The sequence below is a fragment of the Glycomyces tenuis DSM 44171 genome (genome assembly GCF_000427885.1).
GTDB classification, from domain to species: Bacteria; Actinomycetota; Actinomycetes; order Mycobacteriales; family Micromonosporaceae; genus Glycomyces; species Glycomyces tenuis.
On the sequence record NZ_ATYW01000005.1, the window covers coordinates 72,951 to 90,350 of the forward strand.

Consider the following 17,400-nt stretch of genomic DNA (forward strand, 5'->3'; position numbering starts at 1 on the left):
ACGTTCCTGTGGACACCCCCGATCACGGCACTGGCAGCCCAGGCAATCCCGGCGGACCCGGCGACCCCGGTCATTCAGGCGGCTCCGGCGGCCCTGGCGATCCCGGCGGATCCGGACCCGGTGCCGGGCCGTGGCCGCTCGCGGCTTCCCAGTGGCCTGCTCCCCAGTGGCCCCGACCGGTCCCGCCGCCCACCGCCGCCCGCTCGCGGGGACGGCTCTGGTTCTGGGCCGCCTACACGACCATCGTCACCGTCGCCGCGGTCGCGGCCGTCTTCGTCGTCGTGTCGTCGCAGCCGGACGTCGGCGAGCTCTCCAGCGACCCGGCCGCCGCCATCGCCGGCGCCCCGGCGATCGAACTGAGCTACACCTACACCGCGCCCGACGGCACGGAGTCCACCGGGCGGTTCACCATCACCGACGACGGCCACGCCACCGGCACCGTGCTCGACCAGTTCGCCGGCGCCGCCACCGTCCACACCACGCCCGACGGGTCCGCGGTCCTGGGCGACGAGGCCTGGTGGCAGCGTCGAGCGCCCTCCCAGTCCGGAGCCGTCAAAGACCAGTGGGTGCAGCCGGACGCCGGGACGGCGCTGCCGATCGACCCGGCCGCCGAATTCGACCCGACGTCCCTGGCGGAGCTCATACGAGCGATCGGCGAGCAAGGGACCGTCGACGCGGACATGACCATGTCCCAAGGCGTGCCGGTGGTCGCGACGACATGGCGGGACTGGACCCTGGTCCGCACGGACGCCCACCCGAGCGAGCTGCTGTCCCTGTCGGGCCCGCTCGACTCCGAGCTGTTCCACACCGCCGCCGCGCCGGACGCCACCGGCGAGACCGAGGAGGCCGCCCCCTCGATCTGGGACGGCGAACCGGTCGACACCGTTCGCGCGCAGGCCGTCGCCACCGACCTCGGCAACATCGTGCTCAAGGACGTCATACCCGGCGGTCAAGAGGTCAAGCAGCGCGTCCGGGAGGAGACCGGCCGCACGTTCAACGGCCAGAACGCCGATCCCGGCTCGACCGAGGCCACCGAGGCCCCCGCCGAGGCGCAGCCGCTGCCGCCGCTCACCGACTTCCCCGTGACCGCGCCCGAGTTCACCGCCGTCATCAACGCCCCGTACTGCACGACGCCGACCTGCCCGGTCTCGGCGACCGTCACCAACGTCGGCGACGGGCCGGGCACCGCGCAGGTCACCATGAGCGTCATCCCCGGACTGTCCCCGGTGACCGACGTGCTCGGCCCCATCGATCCCGGCAAGTCGGAGACCACGCCGACCAAGAGCATCCCCAACCCGGCGCCAACGCCCGCCCCCGGCCAGACGAGCACCGGGACCGCGCAGGTGCTGGTCTCGATCTACTCGCCCGAGATCGGCGGTTCCACTCCGGAGCGGTACAACTCGCTGGTCGAGAAGCTCGGCGGCCCGGAGCAGCAGCCCGCGCTCGACCGGGTGCTGGCCCCGCTCGCCGAAGCCGCGAAGACCACGATGGTCGAGGCCATGCACCGGATGCTCGACGCCGAGACTCCCGTCGACGACACGCTGACGGCGGCCGAACAGGCCGTGGAGGCGGACCCCGCGCACGGGAACTACTCCGAGATCCCGCTCGTCCAGCGCCTCGCCGCCGCCGGTGACCGCTTCACCTCGTGGGGCGCGGTCTCGCAGCAGCTGGCGAGCGTCGACCCGGTCGAGCTCCCCGCCTACCTGCCGGGCATCACCACCGCGGTCGAAGAGCTGGCGAACCCGGCCGCCCCGACCGTGTCGCTCACCTACCTCCCGACCGATCTTCCGGCCGAGATCCCGGCCGAGGCGGCGGCCCCGATGGACGCGGTGGTCGTCAGCGACTACCCCGAAGAGCAGCCGACCAGATGCACCGGCATCACCGCCGTACCGGATGCGGATCCGGCCGCCGGCATCGCCCGGGCGATCGCGAACGCCGCCGAACAGGCCGAGGGCTGCACCGTGTACGCACGGCTGGTCATACCGCGCACCGACCGAAGCCTGTGGACGGCGACGAGTCCCGAGCTGGAGGCGTGGCTGCAACCGGCGACCGGTCTCATCTGCGACGGCGGCGACCCCGCCTTCGAAAGTCTCACCCTGGTCAACGGCACCGGCACTCACCAGTGGCCGCTCTCCTCCCTGTGCGCTCTGGCCTCGGCGCCGAGCACGCAGGAGATCATCGAACGGCTCAACGGCATGGGGCTCGAAAAGCCGGTCCTCACCGAGCTGGCCGCCAAGAACCTCGTCACGCTGAGCCCGGACGATCAGATCACCGCGATCAACTGGCGCGATCCCGAGCGCGACTGCACACCGACCTACACCGACGGCGGCGTCAAAACCGACGAACCCGCCAGCAGCCCGAATTATCACGACGGCCCGAAAGCGGTCTTCGCCTCCGCATATCTGTGCAAACCGCTGCGGAAGGGCACGCCCGCAGGCCAATTCGTCCTGTGGGACTGGCCCAAGGACGAAAGCGGTCTGGCCGCCGAATCGAAATCCGTCATCTACCACCGCTGTCACCTGGTCGCCAGGGAGCTCGGTGGGTACGGCAGCACCGAGGCCGATCTCGGCAACCTGGTCACCTGCTTCTGGGGGACCAATCAGGCGATGCGAAACGGTATAGAGCGGTTCGCTCGCCGACAGGTGGCGCAAGGCGAGCACCTCTTTTACCTGTCGGTGCCGCAGTTCGGAGGCCCGGACGGCGAGTTGAGCGGCATCCGCGTCATCGCGGTCGGCAACAAGGGCTACTTCAGCGACGGCTGCTACACCAACGAGTTCTTCGATCCGACGGTGATCGCGGACTCCGCCTGTTGAGGCACCGCGCGGCACCGCTCTCGCGCCGTCGGCCGTCCGGCGCGAGAGCGGCCCCCAGGGGCGGCTTCCGACACGCGTGAGCTGTGGTCGTAGGCTGTTGCACAGCCGACGACTACGGGAGGAACGCGACATGGCAGCCGCATCCGACGATCGGGCCCGGAGCGCCGAGGCCGACAAGCTCTGGAACGAGACCAGTGTCGACCCGGTGGAGATCCACCTGGGCAAGGACTCGGGGTACACCCTGCGCGCCTACCGCATGTCCGACACCCTCCCCGCAGCTCCCGCCTCGGGCCCCGCCGAGGACGCCGAGCAGGAGGAAGAGGTCGTCGAGCTCAAGGAGCGGCCCGAGCGCGAAGCGCAGCCCGACGTCGCCGAGAACCCCGAGGACGAGGACCACGAGGCGCCGCCCGAATCGGACTTCCTCGACGAGGAGGAAGAACTCGACGCGCTCGACGCCGTCCCCGAGGAGGTCCCGCTCTTCCTCACCCGCAAGGGAAAACTACTGCTGTTCCGCGACACCGAGTCACTGGTGCGCTACGTCAAGGAGTCGGACGACAACGATCTGGCGGTCATCGAGGAATACGCCGACCTCCAGAAACGCATTTCCACCAGCGCCATTGCATGTGACGAAGACGACACTTATGAATTGGACCTGGTGACCGCGAATCTGCGCGGCGGTCACGACTCGTGGGAGCCCGAGCTGCTCATCAAGGCCGCCGAGATCGGCCGCGACCTCGGCTATGCACTGCGTCTCGAGTCGGTCGTCAGCGCGCTCGCGCCCGGTTCCCCCTTGGACGACATGGACGAGGCCTTCCGCGTCATTGTGGACGGCGGGATGCGAGGCATGCTCGCCAAGCGCCGCCTCCGCAAGACCGGCGCCGAGCAGGCGGCGATCGCCTGGCGGGGCGTCATCGCCAAGATCAACGGTGCCGTGGACTGGCGCGGTGAGGCCGAGTAGCGGCGCCACCCCTCCCCCGACTCCTCCTCCGACCCCTTCGAGGCGCCGAGCGAGCCACGGTGCCGATCCGGTCACGACTCGACATCACTCAGTAATTCCATAAAGGACTCGCACAAATCCATAAGCCCGCCGCCTGACGGTTTTGCGTGCTATACCCGCAATTCCTATGATGACCCGCACTCGCCTCCGGCTTGCGGATCAGAGTATTCTGCGCAAAACTGATAACGGACTTATAAACGGGCCGGGCGAAAGTCCACGCCGACAGGGTTGGTGTCCGCGCGGACTCGCCCTACGAGAGGAGCTCTGCGGGTGCAAGTTTTCTGCGGCATCACCACGGACCAGCAGTCCGACGGGACCCCGTCGGGCCACAGCGACACCATGTGCGCCGTCGCCCTCGTCGTCGCCGGAGGCGGCCTGCTCGCCGCCGACACCTTCGGCGACGATCCGCGCGGCTGGGTCCGATTCGCCGGCCTGCTCGCCCGCCAGACCCAAGGCTCCCCGCTCTCCATCGCCGTCGACGGCGAGGTCGGCCAGCTCGCCGAGTTCGCCGCCGCCGCCGGACACCTCGTCGTCCAGGCCTCCAGCCCCGCCGCCCGCTCCAAAGACGCCCTCGACGACGCCATCGCCCTCGCCCGCGGCCTGGCCACCGGCGAGATCCAATGCGCCCAACCCTTCGCCCCTCGCAGCGAGGTCGCCTCCCTGCGCCCCATCCTCGACACCGTCTCGGCCGCCTCCCGCGCCCGCCACGACGCCGCCGAGGCCCTCACCTGCCTGCTCCGCGCCGTCTTCCCCGCGGCCCTGGCCGCCTGGGACGACCCGAGCGAGGCCAACGCCGTCGCGATCCTCACCCGCCTGCCCCAGCCCGGCGCGCTCCAGTCGATCTCCACCGAGGAACTGGCCGCCGACCTGGCGACCGTGGCCGACCCCGGCCAGGTGGCGGCGATGGCCGGAGCCCTGACCGAGGCGATCCGCGAGATCGGCGGCGGCGACGACCCCTCGGTCGCGCCGTCCGTGTCCTCCACCGCCGAGGCCGTCTCCGCCTGGGACCGCTCACTGGAAGGCCTGATCGGGCTCCTCCAGGCCAAACGGCCCCGACCCGAGGTCCAGGCCGCCCCGGCGCTCGAACGCACCGAGAGCAGGCGCAGGAGGCGCTCCGCGGAGCCCCCGGAGGTCGAGCCCCAGCAGGCCGAGACCCGCCTGGTCGACACCCACCGGACCGACACCCATCGAACAGTGCGGCTCCCCGGCGACCTCCCCGACCGCGAGAGCCTGCGCGCCCTCGACCCGGCCTCGCAGCTCCACTCCATCGTCCAACCCGACCTCGAGGCCACGCAGGTCCTTCCAGACGAGCCGCCCGTCGAGCACGACGGCTCGACGACGCGCAGCATCCGGCGCCGCCGCTCAGAGCCCGCCGAACTCCCCCAGTCCGAACCGGTCCTCGAAGGACGCCGCCACCCGTGGCAGCCCAAGGAGGAGACCTTCGAAGACCTGTCGGACCTCGCGAGCCTCGCCGGCGACGACGACGGCCTGCTCATCTTCGGCCAGGCCAAGAGCGCCTGGTTCAAACGCCCCGAGAGCGAAGAGCCCGAACCGGAGAGCTGGAGCCTGCCCGGCGACGACGGCTGGCGCACCGCCCGCCACGTCACCGAGGCCCCCGAAGCCGAGGAGGCCACCACCGCCTCCGGCCTGCCCAAGCGCAAACCGCAGGCGAACCTGGTGCCCGGCTCCGTGGTCGCCGACGACGTCGGCCGCTTCGACGAGCCGATCGAGCGCGACCCGGAGCTGCTGGCGCAGAACACCTCCGGCTACTTCAAGGGCTGGGGGCGGGCCCGCGGCGGCCCGCGCGCCACGATGGCGTCCCGCCAGGCTGAGAGGATGGCGAGCCGATGAGCGCGAACCTCGGCGTCTACGAGCGCTCGCTCAGCATGCTGCTGGGCTCGCTCGTGGCCCGCACCCCGGGGCTCTCGCACGCCGTGCTGGTGAGCGTGGACGGGCTGCCCCTGGCGGTCTCCTCAGGGCTCCCCAAGGAACGCGCCGACCAGCTGGCCGGCATCGGCTCGGGGCTGCTGTCGATGGGCGAGGGCGCCGGCCGGGCGATGAACCACGGCCCCACCCAGCAGGTCATCGTCGAGATGGCCGAGGGCGTCCTCCTGGCCGCCCCGGTGGGCCCCCAGATCTGCCTGACGCTCCTCGCGGTGTCCCGGTGTGACCGCGAGCAGCTGGGCTACGAGCTGGGCCAGTTCACGATGCAGGTGGGGCCGCTGCTGAACGAGGCCCTGACGAACACCGGGTCGATCCCGAAGGTCGTCTAGCGAGCATGCGTCGAAGGCCCCGAGGCTTCGCCTCGGGGCCTTCGACATCGGTCCAGGTGGGTCGGGTCAGCCTAGACTTGCCGCCTGTTCTCGTCCGCCGGTCCGGGTCAGTGCTCGGCCCAGGAGGCCGGGAGCCGTGGGCTCACCCGGGCCGGGTCTCTACCCGGCTGCGTCGCTAACCGACACCGACGGTGCGGGTGCGGCGCATCGACAGGACGTACTCGACGAGCTTGATCAGGACTTGCTTGGTGGACTCGCGGTTGCGCGCGTCGGTGTACATCAGCGGCACGTCCTGGGAGACCTGGAGCGCGTCGCGGATGTCCTGGAGGTCGTGCAGCTGCTTGCCGTCGAAGCAGTTGACGGCCACCAGGTACGGAAGCTTGCGGTGCTCGAAGAAGTCGATGACCGAGAAGCAGTCCGCCAGGCGGCGCGTGTCGACCAGGACGATGGCGCCGATCGCGCCGCGGACCAGCTCGTCCCACATGAACCAGAACCTGGTCTGGCCGGGCGTGCCGAACAGGTAGAGGATCAGGTCCTGGTCGATCGTGATGCGGCCGAAGTCCATCGCCACGGTCGTCGTGGCCTTGTCGGGCACGAGGTTGTTGTCGTCGACGCCTTCGGAGGCAGAGGTCATGATCGCCTCGGTCGTCAACGGAGTGATCTCGGAGACCGAACCGACCAAGGTCGTCTTGCCGACGCCGAAGCCGCCGGCGATGACGATCTTGGCAGAGGTCACGCGAGAGGTGTCTGCGGGTGAGTTCATTAGGGTCTAAAGCCTCCTGAGTCCACTGAGAACGCGCTCGAGGAGTTCGGTTCCGACCGATTCATCGGCACCGGGATCGTCGCTGAATCCAGTCGGTTCGTGCACTGCCAACAAGCCATCGGCCGCCATGTCGGCGACCAGCACGCGCGCCACGCCCAAGGGCACTTCCATGCGGGCGGCGATCTCCGCCAGCGACTGCAGCCTGCCACCGCAGAGATCGACGATCACCTTCTGCTCGCGTCCGCCGAGGAACTGCCCCGAGCGTCCGCGTGCGGTGGTCTCGACCAGCGCTTCAAGGGCGATCTCCAATTGGGGTCGCGTGCGGCCGCGCGTGACCGCATACGGCCTGACGAGTGAGCCGGTCGGCTCATCACCACCGAGGACCATTATCCACCTCCAACCGCCGCCGCCGGATCCCACAGTCCGGCGATCGACAGCCATGTCAGTTTTCCGTAAACCGCCGCCTGGGGCGACAGCGGTTCCGTCGCCTGGGGGGACGACGGAGGGGTTGTTCAGTTCGTCCCACTCGCGCTGCTAACCGCAAGTGGAGCCTACCGTGCCGGAGCCTCGCGCGCCAAACCCGTCCGCGGCCGGGGCCGGCCGCCGGGCGGAACCGCGCGCGGGGCACGCGGCCCGTCAGCTGCGCGCCGACGGGGTCAGGGCCTGGCCGACCCTGTCCACGAGCAGAGCCATCTCGTAACCGACCTGGCCCACATCGCAGTTCTTCGAGGCCAGTACGGCGAACGAGGATCCGTCGCTGATGGACATCAGGAACAGGAATCCGTGGTCCATCTCGACGACCGTCTGGAGCACCGCGCCGCCTTCGAAGCAGCGCGAGGCCCCCTGAGTGAGGCTCACCAGACCCGAGGTGACGGCCGACAACTGGTCGGCCCGGTCCCGCGGCAGGTCCCGTGAGGACGCCAGCAGCAGACCGTCGGCGCTGACCGCGACGGCGTGCGCCACTCCGGGCACGCGCTCGGCGAAGCCCGCCAGCAGCCAGCCCAAGTCCTGGACCGAAGTTCCACCAGTGCTCATCGTTTGCGCTCCTTAGCGTCTGCCGTGTTGTAGCTCAGCGACTCAGTTACCGTCATTGCCACGTCCTCGCTGCACCCCACGGTGATAGGCCGACAGCAGTCCCCGAATGCCTTCGGGGTTGCGCTTCTGCGCGCTGACAGTCTCCTGTGATTCCTCCACGCCGCCGGGGACGAGGCGTTCCATCGGGCGGCGTTTGGGGAGTCCCGCCGAGGTGGTCTCGTCGGAGGTCTCGGCGAAGGCGTTGTCGACTCGGCTCCAGCCGTCGTCGGCGGCGGTCCGCCAGGCGTAGGAGGAGGAGTCGGCGTCCGGCTCGGTCTGGAGGCGGCGGCGCTCCAGTCCGGACTCGGCCGGGCTGTGGGTCTCGGCCGCCGGCCGACGCGCGGGCTCGGGCTCCTCGGCTGTCGGGGGCGAGTAGTGCATGTTCGCGCCTTCCGTGGGCTGCGGAGAGGACTGCGAGGCCGCTTCCCATGCGGGGGCGGTGGGCTCGGCCTCTTCTGCGTCCTCACCGTAGCTCGGTTCGGGCTCCGGCGTCACCTTCGGCGCGTCGTCGACGGCCTTCGGGGCGGGCGTGACCGCCTTGAACCAGGCCGACTCGACCTCGCGGAAGATCGGCAGCTCCGTCGTCGCGTCGAGTGCCGAGACCCGGTCGGACCGCATCGACTTGCGCGGCGCCTCGGTGCCCGAGCCCGCGGCGGTCTCCGGCCACGACGGAGGCGCGGGCTCTTCGGCCTGCGGGGCGGCCTCGAGTTGGATCTTCGGCAGCGCGACGTGCTCCGAGGAGACGATCTCGCCGGTGACTTCCATCACCTTGCCGTTGGCGCGGCGCTCGTCGGCCAGCCCGCCGGGCCGGAACATGAAGCCCGGCTCGGGATCCTGGACGGCGTGCTCGCCGGTGAGCGGCTCGGCGTGGCTCGGCTGCCGCGGCGGCGCCGACGGCTCGCTGGGCCGGAAGGAGGGGGGCGGCGCGCTGTGCTGCTGCGGCGGGGACTGGGGGCTCGGCGGGGCGACGGTGTCGAACAGCCCGGCGGGGCTCTCGGGGACGCGCGGCAGGGCGCCGGTGTCCGGGCCCATGCCCGACATGAGCTCGCCGCGCGGGCCGGACTCGCCGAGGACCGGCGGCTCGCCGCCGTCGGGCCGGGAACGCTCGGGCAGCCTCGGCTCGGACAGGACCGACTCGCCGAGGACGACCTCGGCGACGGTGCCGCGCTGCTCGCCGGGACGCAGCTCGACGCGGACGTTGTGGCGCTTGGCCAGGCGCGCGACCACGACCAGGCCCATCATGCGCGAGGAGGCCAGGTCGATGACGTCGGCCGACTCGGACAGCTGCCGGTTGATCTCCTCGATCTGGGCCTCGGGCATGCCGATGCCGGCGTCGGCGATGCGGACCCGGATGGCGCCCATGGGGCTGTCGGCGGTGCGCATCTGCTCGGCCTCGACCAGGACCCCCGACTCGGGCGGGGAGAACGCGGTGGCGTTGTCCATCAGCTCGGCGATCAGGTGGACCAGGTCGTTGACCGCCGCGGGCTTGATCTCCCGGTCGGACTCGAGGCGGCCGAACTCGATGCGGGTGTACTGCTCGACCTCGGACTGGGCGGCCTGGAGGATGTCGCCGATGGGGGCCGGGTGCCGCTCCTGGCGGGTGGAGTCCGCACCGGCGAGGACCAGGAGGTTCTCGTCGTTGCGGCGCATGCGGGTCGCCAGGTGGTCGAGCTGGAACAGCTCGGCCAGGCGGTCGGGGTTCTCCTCGCCGCGCTCGAGGTGGTCGAGGTGGCCGATGAGCCGGTCGACCAGGTTCTGGGAGCGGCGGGCGAGGTTGATGAACATCTGGGAGACGTTGGCGCGCAGGGCCGCCTGCTCGGCGGCGATGCGGATCGCCTCGGTGTGGACGATGTTGAACGAGTGGGCGACGTTGCCGATCTCGTCGCGCTGGTCGATGTCGATGACCGCGCCGGTCTCGGCGGCCACCTCGTCCGGGGACCGGCCCGCGATGGTCTCGGCGTCGCGCATCTGCGCCACCGCCTGGGGCAGGCTGACGTGGGCGACGTCGAGCGCGCCCTCGCGGAGCCGACGCAGGCCGTGGTTCATGTTGCGGGCGATGACGAGGGCGATCACGGTCGCGACGACGAAGGCGGCGAGGATGAGGACGGCCTCCAGCAGCAGCTGGAAGATCTGCGCGTCCCGGTCGGAGCGGGCCTGCTCGAGGACCTCGTTGGACTCCTCGTCGATGTAGTTCAGGCCGTTGTCGAGGATCGCGTCGTAGGCGGCGATGATCTCGGCGTTGACCGTGAGCGGGGTGGTCGTGCCCGCGTTGACCGTCACGTCCTCGAAGTCGAGCGCGGCCTGCGCCTCGGGGGTGCTCAGACCGCCGGGGCGGTAGAAGAAGGCGAGCTGCTCGTCGCGGCTGGCGATGGTCTTGAACTCGGCCTCGGCCTGGACGCGCAGCTCGGCGAAGCCGACGAAGCTCTTCCAGCGGGTGCTGTTGAAGAACTCGTTGCCGTCGCCGACGTTGACGGCGATGGCGCGCTCCTCTTCGAGCTGCTCGAGGACGATGGTGGCCGAGGCGATCGCCTGGAGCTGGCGGGCGATCTCGGGGTCGTTGACGATGCGGGCCGAGACGTCGGTGATCGTCACCAGCTCGGAGACCAGGCGCTGGAAGGCGCGGGAGGTCGCGTCGATCGAGGTGGTGTCGGGGTCTTCCTCCGCCGCGGCGCGGATCTCGAGGAGGCCCTCGTACTGGGTGTCGACGGCGGCGATGCGGTTGGTGATGTCCTCGGAGATGTCCGGCAGCTGCTCGGCCTGCTCCTGGAAGGCGGTGAGGGCGTCGTCGGTGCGCGTCGCCTGGGCGTCGACCGCCGCGCGGTCGTAGTCCGCCGGGTCGATGTCGGCGACGTAGCCGCCGCCGCTGCGCAGGTGGGTGATGAGGAGGCTGCGCTCGCGCTGGAGCTCGTAGCGGAGCTCGGCGGTGACGGTGTTGAACTCCACCAGGCTCACCATGTCGTCCGACTCGAATACGCGGTCGGCGAGGTCGTAGAGGCGAAGACCCGCGACGGCCACGAGGACGAGGAGCGGCACCAGGAGGATCAGTCCGAGTTTGGACCTGATTCGCATGTCGGCGATGCGGGGCAGACCCAACGGCCCTCGTCGAGCCGCTGAACCCGCTCGGTTCGAGCTGCGCTTGCTCACCTTGTCTAGCCTCCTGGGGTGGTCCTCTGTGTCAGACCGGCGCCGGGCATGTGGGCCGGTTCTGTCTCGGGCCGACGGCGCGCGCCGGCTGCCTTCCGGCCGCCGGGACGCGGCGGAGTCGGCATGTGAAGCCCAGCAGATTCCATCATGACGAAAGAGGGCTCCGAAATCCAGGGGCGTACTGGAGTTCCCAAGTCGACGACGTTACCGACGACTCCCGGACACGATCCAGTCTAAACCACATAATTTCGGACACATGCATATGCCGTATTCATCTGTTCAGACCGCAAATCGAGCCGCACGGCCGACCGGGCCTGCCCTGTCGTAGGGTGTTCGGTGCGCTAGCCGGGCGGAGGGCGCGGAACGCTCTGATAGGACACCCCGGAATCGGAGATTCGCACATTTTGTCCGACGGCCCCGGTCGGGCATGGGGCAATGTGGTCTCCGAGCGCATCGAGACAGCGCACTGAGAAGAGGACGCCCATGGAGACGTACGACCTGTCGGCCGCACTCGAGCACCGTCACTTCACGTACGGCCGGCTCACCCAGGCGACGGGCCTCGCCTTCGCCGGGGCCGGGTCGTTCCCGGGACCGGCCGCCGCCCGCCGCGCCCGAGGCACCGCCACGGCGGCCGGCCGGACCTGCCCGGCGTCCTCGGCGTTCGGCGGGATCGGCGAAGCCAGTGGCTCCCATGACGCACTTCATCGCGATGATCGGCTTCAGCGTCGTCGGCTCCCGGATCGCCTACGACGTGAAACCGACCGCGGCCTCCTTCACGCCGGCGGTGCTCGCCGTCGGCCTCGGAGCGGCCGTCACGGGGACCGGGCGCGCTGGCTGGCCGCGCCTGGCCCTGGGCGGCCCGGTGTGCGGCGCGGGCGTGGTCGGCATGCTCCGCGCCGGGGTGGCGTCGACGAGCGCCAGCGGCTCGACGGGCCGAGCGGTCGTCGGCGTGGATCCCTTGGCGCTCTTGCCGCCCGGCCTGCCGTCGGCGACGGTGGCGATCGTCGGCCCGGGGTTCGGGGTGCCGCAAGCGCCGAACCCCGAGCATGAGGCCGGTGGGACGGAGCCAACGGTCCGTCTGGCAAGCGCCACCAGACTGTAGTCGTATAACGTTTCGAATCGCGCAGATCGCAAAAGTGAAACATTCCAGTTACGGGTGTCGACCTTGGGAGGAAGACCGCGGATGGAACACCTCAATCACTTCGCCTATGGGTGGATCAATCCCTTCATGGGTTTCGGGTTCGCATTCGCCGGTTCGCTGCTGGCGCTGATGTGCATGACGCAGGCGCGCAAGCAGTCCGGGTCCGTGCGGGCCACGGCGAGGCGGGTCCGGTGGATCACGCTGGCGGCGCTCGCGCTGGGCGGCACGGCGATCTGGATGATGCACTTCACGGCGATGATCGGCTTCCGGGTGACCGAGTCGGACATCGCCTACGACCCGATGATCACGTTCGTGAGTCTGGCGGTGTCGATCGCGTCGGTCTTCTTCGGACTGGCCGTCGCGGGCATGGGGCAGCGGAACACGGTCGCGAAGATCCTGATCGCGGGGCCGCTGACCGGCCTCGGCGTGGTGTTCATGCACTACTCGGGCATGGCGGCGATCAACATCTCCGGCGAGATCACGCACGAGCGCACCTACTTCTGGGCGGCGGTGGTGATCGCGGTGGTGGCGGCCACGGCGGCGCTGGCGTGCGGGATGTACCTGGACGGCTGGAAGTGGCACATGGCCGCGGCGGTCGTGATGGCCTCGGCGATCTCCGGCATGCACTACACGGGCATGGCGGGCGTGCGGGTGGAGCTGACCGACCGCGGACGGAACGCGGTGGACGGGATCGACCCGATCATGCTGATCCTGCCGATCCTGGGCGTGGCGACGGTGTGCATCATCGTGCTGCTGTTCGCCTTGATGGGCGCGACGCCGAAGACCGTCTCGCGCCGGGAGCAGCTGGGCATCTCCATCGACGAGGACGGCAAGAAGTCCGAGGTGGCGCCGGTGCCGCCGGACGTCGCCAAGGCCCGCCGCTCGGCCGCGCCGGGAGTGCGGCGGGGAGCCGTGCCGCAGCAGGCCGGCGCGGTGCGCCAGCGGCAGTACTCCTCGTGGGGCGCGGGCGCGAACCACGACCGATGAACCGGGGCGGGCGCCGACCGCGCCCCAAGGCATAGACGAAACCATATGCGAAGCGGCCCTTGCCGAGGGCCGCTTCGCATATGCCTTATATATAGGGTCCGCTACGCTCCGCCAAGGGTTCGTGCCTCAGCGGCCTCGGCTTCCGGGTGCGGGCCGCCCGCGGCGCCGGGCCCGTCCGGCGGAGGCGGAATCCCGGGCGAGCGCATGGCGAAGGGCCGGGAGCCCCGCGGCTCCCGGCCCTCGCTCGTGCCTTGGCCGGCTCAGACGCCGGCGTAGGAGTGCAGGCCGTCGAAGACCAGGTTCACGGCGGTCAGGTTGAACAGCATGACCGCGTAGCCGAGGATCGCGATCCACGGCGCGTTCGCCTTCGCCGACCGCCCGGAGACCCTCGCGTGCAGGTAGGCCGCGTACACGACCCACGCGATGAAGGCCCAGACCTCCTTCGGGTCCCAGGCCCAGTAGCGGCCCCACGCGAAGTGGGCCCACACCGCGCCCGCGAAGATCCCGAAGGTCAGCAGCGGGAACGCGAACACGTGGATCTTGAACGTCAACCGCTCCAGGGCCGTCGCGTCCGGCAGGCGCTCGGCCACGTTGAGGGGGAAGCGGATCGCCTTGCCGTCCGAGACGTTCCGGTCGTAGCGGCGCTTGAGCAGGTGCAGGATCGCGAACACGCAGCCGATGAGGAGCGCGCCCGAGGCGGCGATCGCGGCGGTGACGTGGATGACGATCCAGTACGAGTCCAGCGCGGGCACGAGCGGACCGGCCTCGGTGTAGACCCGCACCGAGGTGCCGAGCACCATCGTCACCGCGAAGGTCGCGAACAGGCCGAGGCGGCGCGGGACGTGCCTGGACGAGACCAGGACCAGCCAGGTGATCATCCCGGCGAGGGCCACGCCGACGGTGTACTCGAACATGTTGCCCCACGGCCACCGTCCCGTGTAGACCACGCGGGTGACGATCGACGCGGCCAGCGCGGCCGTGCCGAGGTAGGTGAGGACCAGGCCGAGCCGTCCGGCGCCGCGCGCGGCGGCCGGGGTGATGGGGGCTCCGGCGGCGGGCTCGGAGGCGCGGTCCTTGGCGGCCCGGTCGACCACGGCGTTGCCCGCGGCCACCAGTTCCTTCTCGCTGACGCGCTTCTCGGCGCGCCTGTCGAAGGCGTATTCGAGCGCGTAGGCGAACATCGCCGACGCGTAGACGAGGATGGTGGCGACGAACAGCGCGTTCGCCGCTTCAGCTCCGGTCATGACGTACTCCCGATGGATGCTTCGGAGTCGGTTCTGGGCTTGGGCGGCCGGAAGTCGGGCGCGATGTCGGCGGTCAAGGCGTCGCACTCCTCTTCCAGGCCGTCGTAGTCGTTGCGGTTGAGGCCGGCGACCTCGACGGAGCCGTCGGGGTTCCACCGGATCCAGTACCGCCTGCGCCGCACCGTCAACGCCGGCAGCAGCGCCCCGATGAGGATCACCGCGCCGACGAGCACGATGGGGCCGCCGGGGTCGTAGCGGACCTGGAGGACGGCGTACTGCTCGACGCCGTCGAAGGTGAGCGTGGAGCCGTCGTCGAGCTCCATCGTGTCGCCGACGCCGATGACCTCGGCCTCGTCGTTGAGCTGTTCGAGCTCCCCGGAGGCGACCTGCTCCTCGTTGACGCTGTAGACCGACTCGGGCAGGCCGTCGCCCATGCCGAGGTCGCCGCGGTAGGCGGTCAGGGCCAGGACGGGGTTGTTCAGCTCGGGCTCGCTGCCGAGCAGCATCGCCGTGGAGTCGTCGTAGGTCGGCACGAGGATCGCGTCGAAGCCGACCTCGGCGCCTGAGTCCACCTCGCCGGTCTCGGGGTTGAAGTTCGCGTCGGGGAACTTGAAGGCGCCCTCGGAGTTGAGGGCGGCGTCCATGGACAGGAACGGCTGGTGCCTGGATTCGCTGTTGCCGTACCGGTCGGTGTAGGTGACCACGGCGGTGTAGCCGTGGCCGATGAGGAAGACGTTGGCGCCGTCGATGTTCAGCGGGTGGTTGACGCGCAGGTTGTAGGCGTCCTCGTCGCCGTCGACGGTGTAGGTGACTTCGGCGTCGTAGGACGTGGGGCCGCCGTCGGTGAACTCGGCTTCGAAGTCGTCGAGCTGGAGGCAGAAGCCGGGCAGGCTGGTCTCCGAGACGTAGGCGCCGAGGCCGTACTCGTCGTACTGCTGGAGGTTGTTGCAGAACGCCTGGTCTTCGCCTTCGGAGAGGATCCGGTTGCCGTACCAGCTGAACAGGCTCCCGACGGCGACGCCGACGAGGACGAAGATGATGCTGGCGTGGAACAGCAGGTTCCCGCTCTCGCGCAGGTAGCCCTTCTCGGCGGCGACGGTGACGGCGCCGTCGTCGGCCTCGCGTCTGACGGTCCGGAAGCGGTGCTGCTTGAGCGCGGCCCTGGCCCTGGTCTCGTTGACCTCGCCGTCGAGGCGGCGGTGGTAGGGCAGGATCTCCATGCGCCTGGGCGCCTCGGGCGGAGCGGCGCGCAGGGCCTTGAGGTGGACGCCGAGCCTGGGGACGACGCAGCCGATGAGGCTGATCATGAGCAGCAGGTAGATCGCGGAGAACCACGGCGAGGTGTAGACGTCGAAGGCCCACAGCCGGTCCAGGAACGGCGCGAGATCGGGGTGCTCGGCGTAGTAGCCGTCGACGTCGGTGGGGCTGATCGAGCGCTGCGGGAACGTCGAGCCGGGGATCGCCGCGAGCGCGAGCGCGAGCAGGAGCAGCAGCGCGGTGCGCATGGAGGTGAGCTGGTGCCACCAGCGGCGGGCGAAGGAGCGGATCTTCTTCTTCACAGCCAGATCTCCCCCGCTCCGACGGTGGCCCTGAGCCAGTTGGTGAACTCGGTCCAGGCGCCGGTGACCAGCATGAGGCCGACGACGATGAGCATGGCCCCGCCCGCGATGGAGATGGCCCTGCCGTGCCGCTTCATGAAGTCCAGGGCCTTCGCGAGGCGGTGCATGCCGACGGCGAAGAGCACGAACGGCAGGCCGAGTCCGAAGCAGTAGGCGATCATGAGGCCGACGCCGCGGGCGGTGCCGTCCTGGATGACCGCGAGGCTGGTGATCGCGGCGAGCACCGGCGAGGTGCACGGGATCCACGAGAGCGCGAAGACCGCGCCGAACAGGGGCGCGCCGGCCAGGCCGACGGCGGGCCGCCAGCGCGGCGCGAAACCGCGGTCGGCGGGTATGAGGCCGATGAACATGAGCCCCATGGCGATCATGAAGACGCCGACGACGGCCTCGAGTGTGGAGCTGTTGGTGAGCAGGGCCCGCCCGGCGCTCTGGAGGGCGAAGACGACGGTGGTGTAGACGGCGGTGAACCCGGCGACGAACAGGAGCGAGCCGGTGAGGATGCGGCCTCTTCTGCTGCCTGCGGCAGCGTCGCTGCCGCCTCTGCGGTGTGCGGCGAGTTCCTCGCCGGAAAGGCCGGTCACGTAGGAGACGTAGCCGGGCATGAGGGGGAGCGTGCACGGCGAGGCGAAGGACACCAGGCCGGCCAGCGCGGCGATGCCGAGTGCGAGGAGGAGCGGCCCTGAGGCGGCGGTTTCGGCGGGGTTCACTGTTCGAGCACCTGGTTGACGTCGGCGATGAGGGTCTCGGCGTCCTTGAAGTCCTCCCGCCAGACGCTGAAGACGCGCTGCTCGCGGTCGATGACGAACGTGGCGGGGATCGTCGTCGGGGAGATGTCGTAGTCGACGAACTGGAGGGCGATCGCGCCGCTCGCGTCGTCGAAGGACGGGTAGGTGACGCCGTAGCGCTGCTCGAAGGCGAGGGCGGCGTCGACGGTGTCGCGGATGTTGACGCCGACGAACTCGACGTCCCGGCCTTCGCTGCTCCCCTGATTCTGCTCCGCAAAGTGCTCGTGGGCCTCGACGAGGTACTCGGCCTCGGAGCGGCACGGCGGGCACCACGAGCCCCAGAAGTTCATGACGACGATCGAGCCGGCCCAGTCGGCGGTGTCGAGCGGCTCGCCGGTGAGGCTCTCGCCGGTGACGACGGGCGCCTCGGGGCGGTCGCCGGGGTCCTCCCAGCGGTAGTTGGAGCCGTCGCCGGAGACGAAGCGGTCGCGGTTGATCTCGTTGACCCGGTTGGTGTCGTCGCCGCCCGTGCAGGCGGCGAGGCCGAGCAGCGGGACCGCCGCGAGCAGCGAGCGCCGCGGCAGCGCCGTGCGAGTGTGCGTCCGGGGCCCGCCAGGCAT

14 protein-coding genes are annotated in these 17,400 nt (G+C 70.4%); 6 read left to right on the top strand and 8 right to left on the bottom strand.

The window, feature by feature from the left end; translation table 11 throughout:
• Positions 1 to 8: 8 nt before the first annotated feature.
• The 4 genes from YWW_RS36850 (at position 9) to YWW_RS29270 (ending at position 6,083) form a co-directional block, all read left to right on the top strand.
• A complete protein-coding gene (locus YWW_RS36850; RefSeq protein WP_026929882.1) occupies positions 9 to 2,813 on the top strand; it encodes a hypothetical protein in 2,805 nt (934 codons plus the stop codon).
• A 130-nt stretch (positions 2,814 to 2,943) separates the two neighbouring features.
• Positions 2,944 to 3,771 (top strand): hypothetical protein, encoded by an 828-nt coding sequence (locus YWW_RS0109120; protein WP_051325577.1) that lies wholly within the window; start codon positions 2,944 to 2,946, stop codon positions 3,769 to 3,771.
• Positions 3,772 to 4,080: 309 nt separating this feature from the next.
• Positions 4,081 to 5,661 carry a hypothetical protein gene (locus YWW_RS0109125; RefSeq protein WP_026929884.1) on the top strand — a complete coding sequence of 527 codons (1,581 nt, stop codon included), beginning with the start codon at positions 4,081 to 4,083 and terminating at the stop codon, positions 5,659 to 5,661.
• Entirely contained in the window at positions 5,658 to 6,083 is a 426-nt protein-coding gene (locus YWW_RS29270; protein WP_035698328.1) for a roadblock/LC7 domain-containing protein, read from the top strand. The genes YWW_RS0109125 and YWW_RS29270 overlap by 4 nt, the downstream gene beginning before the upstream one ends.
• A gap of 175 nt (positions 6,084 to 6,258) precedes the next feature.
• On the opposite strand, the gene YWW_RS0109135 is transcribed toward YWW_RS29270, so the two are convergent.
• The 4 genes from YWW_RS0109135 to YWW_RS0109150 form a co-directional block, all read right to left on the bottom strand.
• Positions 6,259 to 6,846: an ATP/GTP-binding protein gene (locus tag YWW_RS0109135; RefSeq protein ID WP_035698325.1), complete on the bottom strand. Its 588-nt coding sequence runs from the start codon at positions 6,844 to 6,846 to the stop codon at positions 6,259 to 6,261.
• Between the two features lie 6 nt (positions 6,847 to 6,852).
• The gene (locus tag YWW_RS0109140; protein WP_026929886.1) at positions 6,853 to 7,233 is read right to left on the bottom strand and encodes a DUF742 domain-containing protein; all 381 of its coding nucleotides are present in this window, start codon (positions 7,231 to 7,233) and stop codon (positions 6,853 to 6,855) included.
• Positions 7,234 to 7,482: 249 nt separating this feature from the next.
• Positions 7,483 to 7,881, bottom strand: a complete 399-nt coding sequence (locus YWW_RS0109145; RefSeq protein ID WP_026925472.1) for a roadblock/LC7 domain-containing protein — start codon at positions 7,879 to 7,881, stop codon at positions 7,483 to 7,485.
• Between the two features lie 42 nt (positions 7,882 to 7,923).
• Positions 7,924 to 10,989 carry a sensor histidine kinase gene (locus YWW_RS0109150; protein WP_155830052.1) on the bottom strand — a complete coding sequence of 1,022 codons (3,066 nt, stop codon included), beginning with the start codon at positions 10,987 to 10,989 and terminating at the stop codon, positions 7,924 to 7,926.
• A 766-nt stretch (positions 10,990 to 11,755) separates the two neighbouring features.
• Between YWW_RS0109150 and YWW_RS35825 the strand changes: the two genes are divergently transcribed.
• Together YWW_RS35825 and YWW_RS29280 are read left to right on the top strand one after the other, a co-directional pair.
• Positions 11,756 to 12,166, top strand: coding sequence for an MHYT domain-containing protein (locus tag YWW_RS35825; RefSeq protein ID WP_026929888.1), 411 nt, complete (start codon positions 11,756 to 11,758; stop codon positions 12,164 to 12,166).
• An 81-nt stretch (positions 12,167 to 12,247) separates the two neighbouring features.
• Positions 12,248 to 13,192: an MHYT domain-containing protein gene (locus YWW_RS29280; RefSeq protein ID WP_051325578.1), complete on the top strand. Its 945-nt coding sequence runs from the start codon at positions 12,248 to 12,250 to the stop codon at positions 13,190 to 13,192.
• A gap of 260 nt (positions 13,193 to 13,452) precedes the next feature.
• Here YWW_RS29280 and ccsB read toward each other — a convergent pair whose 3' ends face one another.
• The 4 genes from ccsB to YWW_RS29290 are packed head-to-tail and all read right to left on the bottom strand — an operon-like array spanning position 13,453 to position 17,400.
• Positions 13,453 to 14,436, bottom strand: coding sequence for a c-type cytochrome biogenesis protein CcsB (gene ccsB, locus YWW_RS0109165; RefSeq protein ID WP_026929889.1), 984 nt, complete (start codon positions 14,434 to 14,436; stop codon positions 13,453 to 13,455).
• On the bottom strand, positions 14,433 to 15,995 hold the full coding sequence (resB, locus tag YWW_RS29285; protein WP_245595384.1) for a cytochrome c biogenesis protein ResB: 1,563 nt from the start codon (positions 15,993 to 15,995) through the stop codon (positions 14,433 to 14,435). Before resB ends, ccsB begins: the two co-directional genes overlap by 4 nt.
• Complete coding sequence (locus YWW_RS0109175) at positions 15,992 to 16,762, bottom strand: cytochrome c biogenesis CcdA family protein (RefSeq protein WP_026929890.1); 771 nt, start codon at positions 16,760 to 16,762, stop codon at positions 15,992 to 15,994. The genes resB and YWW_RS0109175 overlap by 4 nt, the downstream gene beginning before the upstream one ends.
• The gene (locus YWW_RS29290) at positions 16,759 to 17,400 is read right to left on the bottom strand and encodes a TlpA family protein disulfide reductase (protein ID WP_035698323.1); all 642 of its coding nucleotides are present in this window, start codon (positions 17,398 to 17,400) and stop codon (positions 16,759 to 16,761) included. Before YWW_RS29290 ends, YWW_RS0109175 begins: the two co-directional genes overlap by 4 nt.

What these genes read in the sequence shown, in the direction of transcription:
- YWW_RS0109120 (WP_051325577.1), top strand. Translation starts at nt 2,944, where the DNA reads ATGGCAGCCGCATCCGACGATCGGGCCCGGAGCGCCGAGGCCGACAAG.
- YWW_RS29270 (WP_035698328.1), top strand. Translation starts at nt 5,658, where the DNA reads ATGAGCGCGAACCTCGGCGTCTACGAGCGCTCGCTCAGCATGCTGCTG.
- YWW_RS0109135 (WP_035698325.1), bottom strand. Translation starts at nt 6,846, where the DNA reads ATGAACTCACCCGCAGACACCTCTCGCGTGACCTCTGCCAAGATCGTC.
- YWW_RS0109140 (WP_026929886.1), bottom strand. Translation starts at nt 7,233, where the DNA reads ATGGTCCTCGGTGGTGATGAGCCGACCGGCTCACTCGTCAGGCCGTAT.
- YWW_RS0109145 (WP_026925472.1), bottom strand. Translation starts at nt 7,881, where the DNA reads ATGAGCACTGGTGGAACTTCGGTCCAGGACTTGGGCTGGCTGCTGGCG.
- YWW_RS0109150 (WP_155830052.1), bottom strand. Translation starts at nt 10,989, where the DNA reads ATGCGAATCAGGTCCAAACTCGGACTGATCCTCCTGGTGCCGCTCCTC.
- YWW_RS35825 (WP_026929888.1), top strand. Translation starts at nt 11,756, where the DNA reads ATGACGCACTTCATCGCGATGATCGGCTTCAGCGTCGTCGGCTCCCGG.
- YWW_RS29280 (WP_051325578.1), top strand. Translation starts at nt 12,248, where the DNA reads ATGGAACACCTCAATCACTTCGCCTATGGGTGGATCAATCCCTTCATG.
- ccsB (WP_026929889.1), bottom strand. Translation starts at nt 14,436, where the DNA reads ATGACCGGAGCTGAAGCGGCGAACGCGCTGTTCGTCGCCACCATCCTC.
- YWW_RS29290 (WP_035698323.1), bottom strand. Translation starts at nt 17,400, where the DNA reads ATGCCTGGCGGGCCCCGGACGCACACTCGCACGGCGCTGCCGCGGCGC.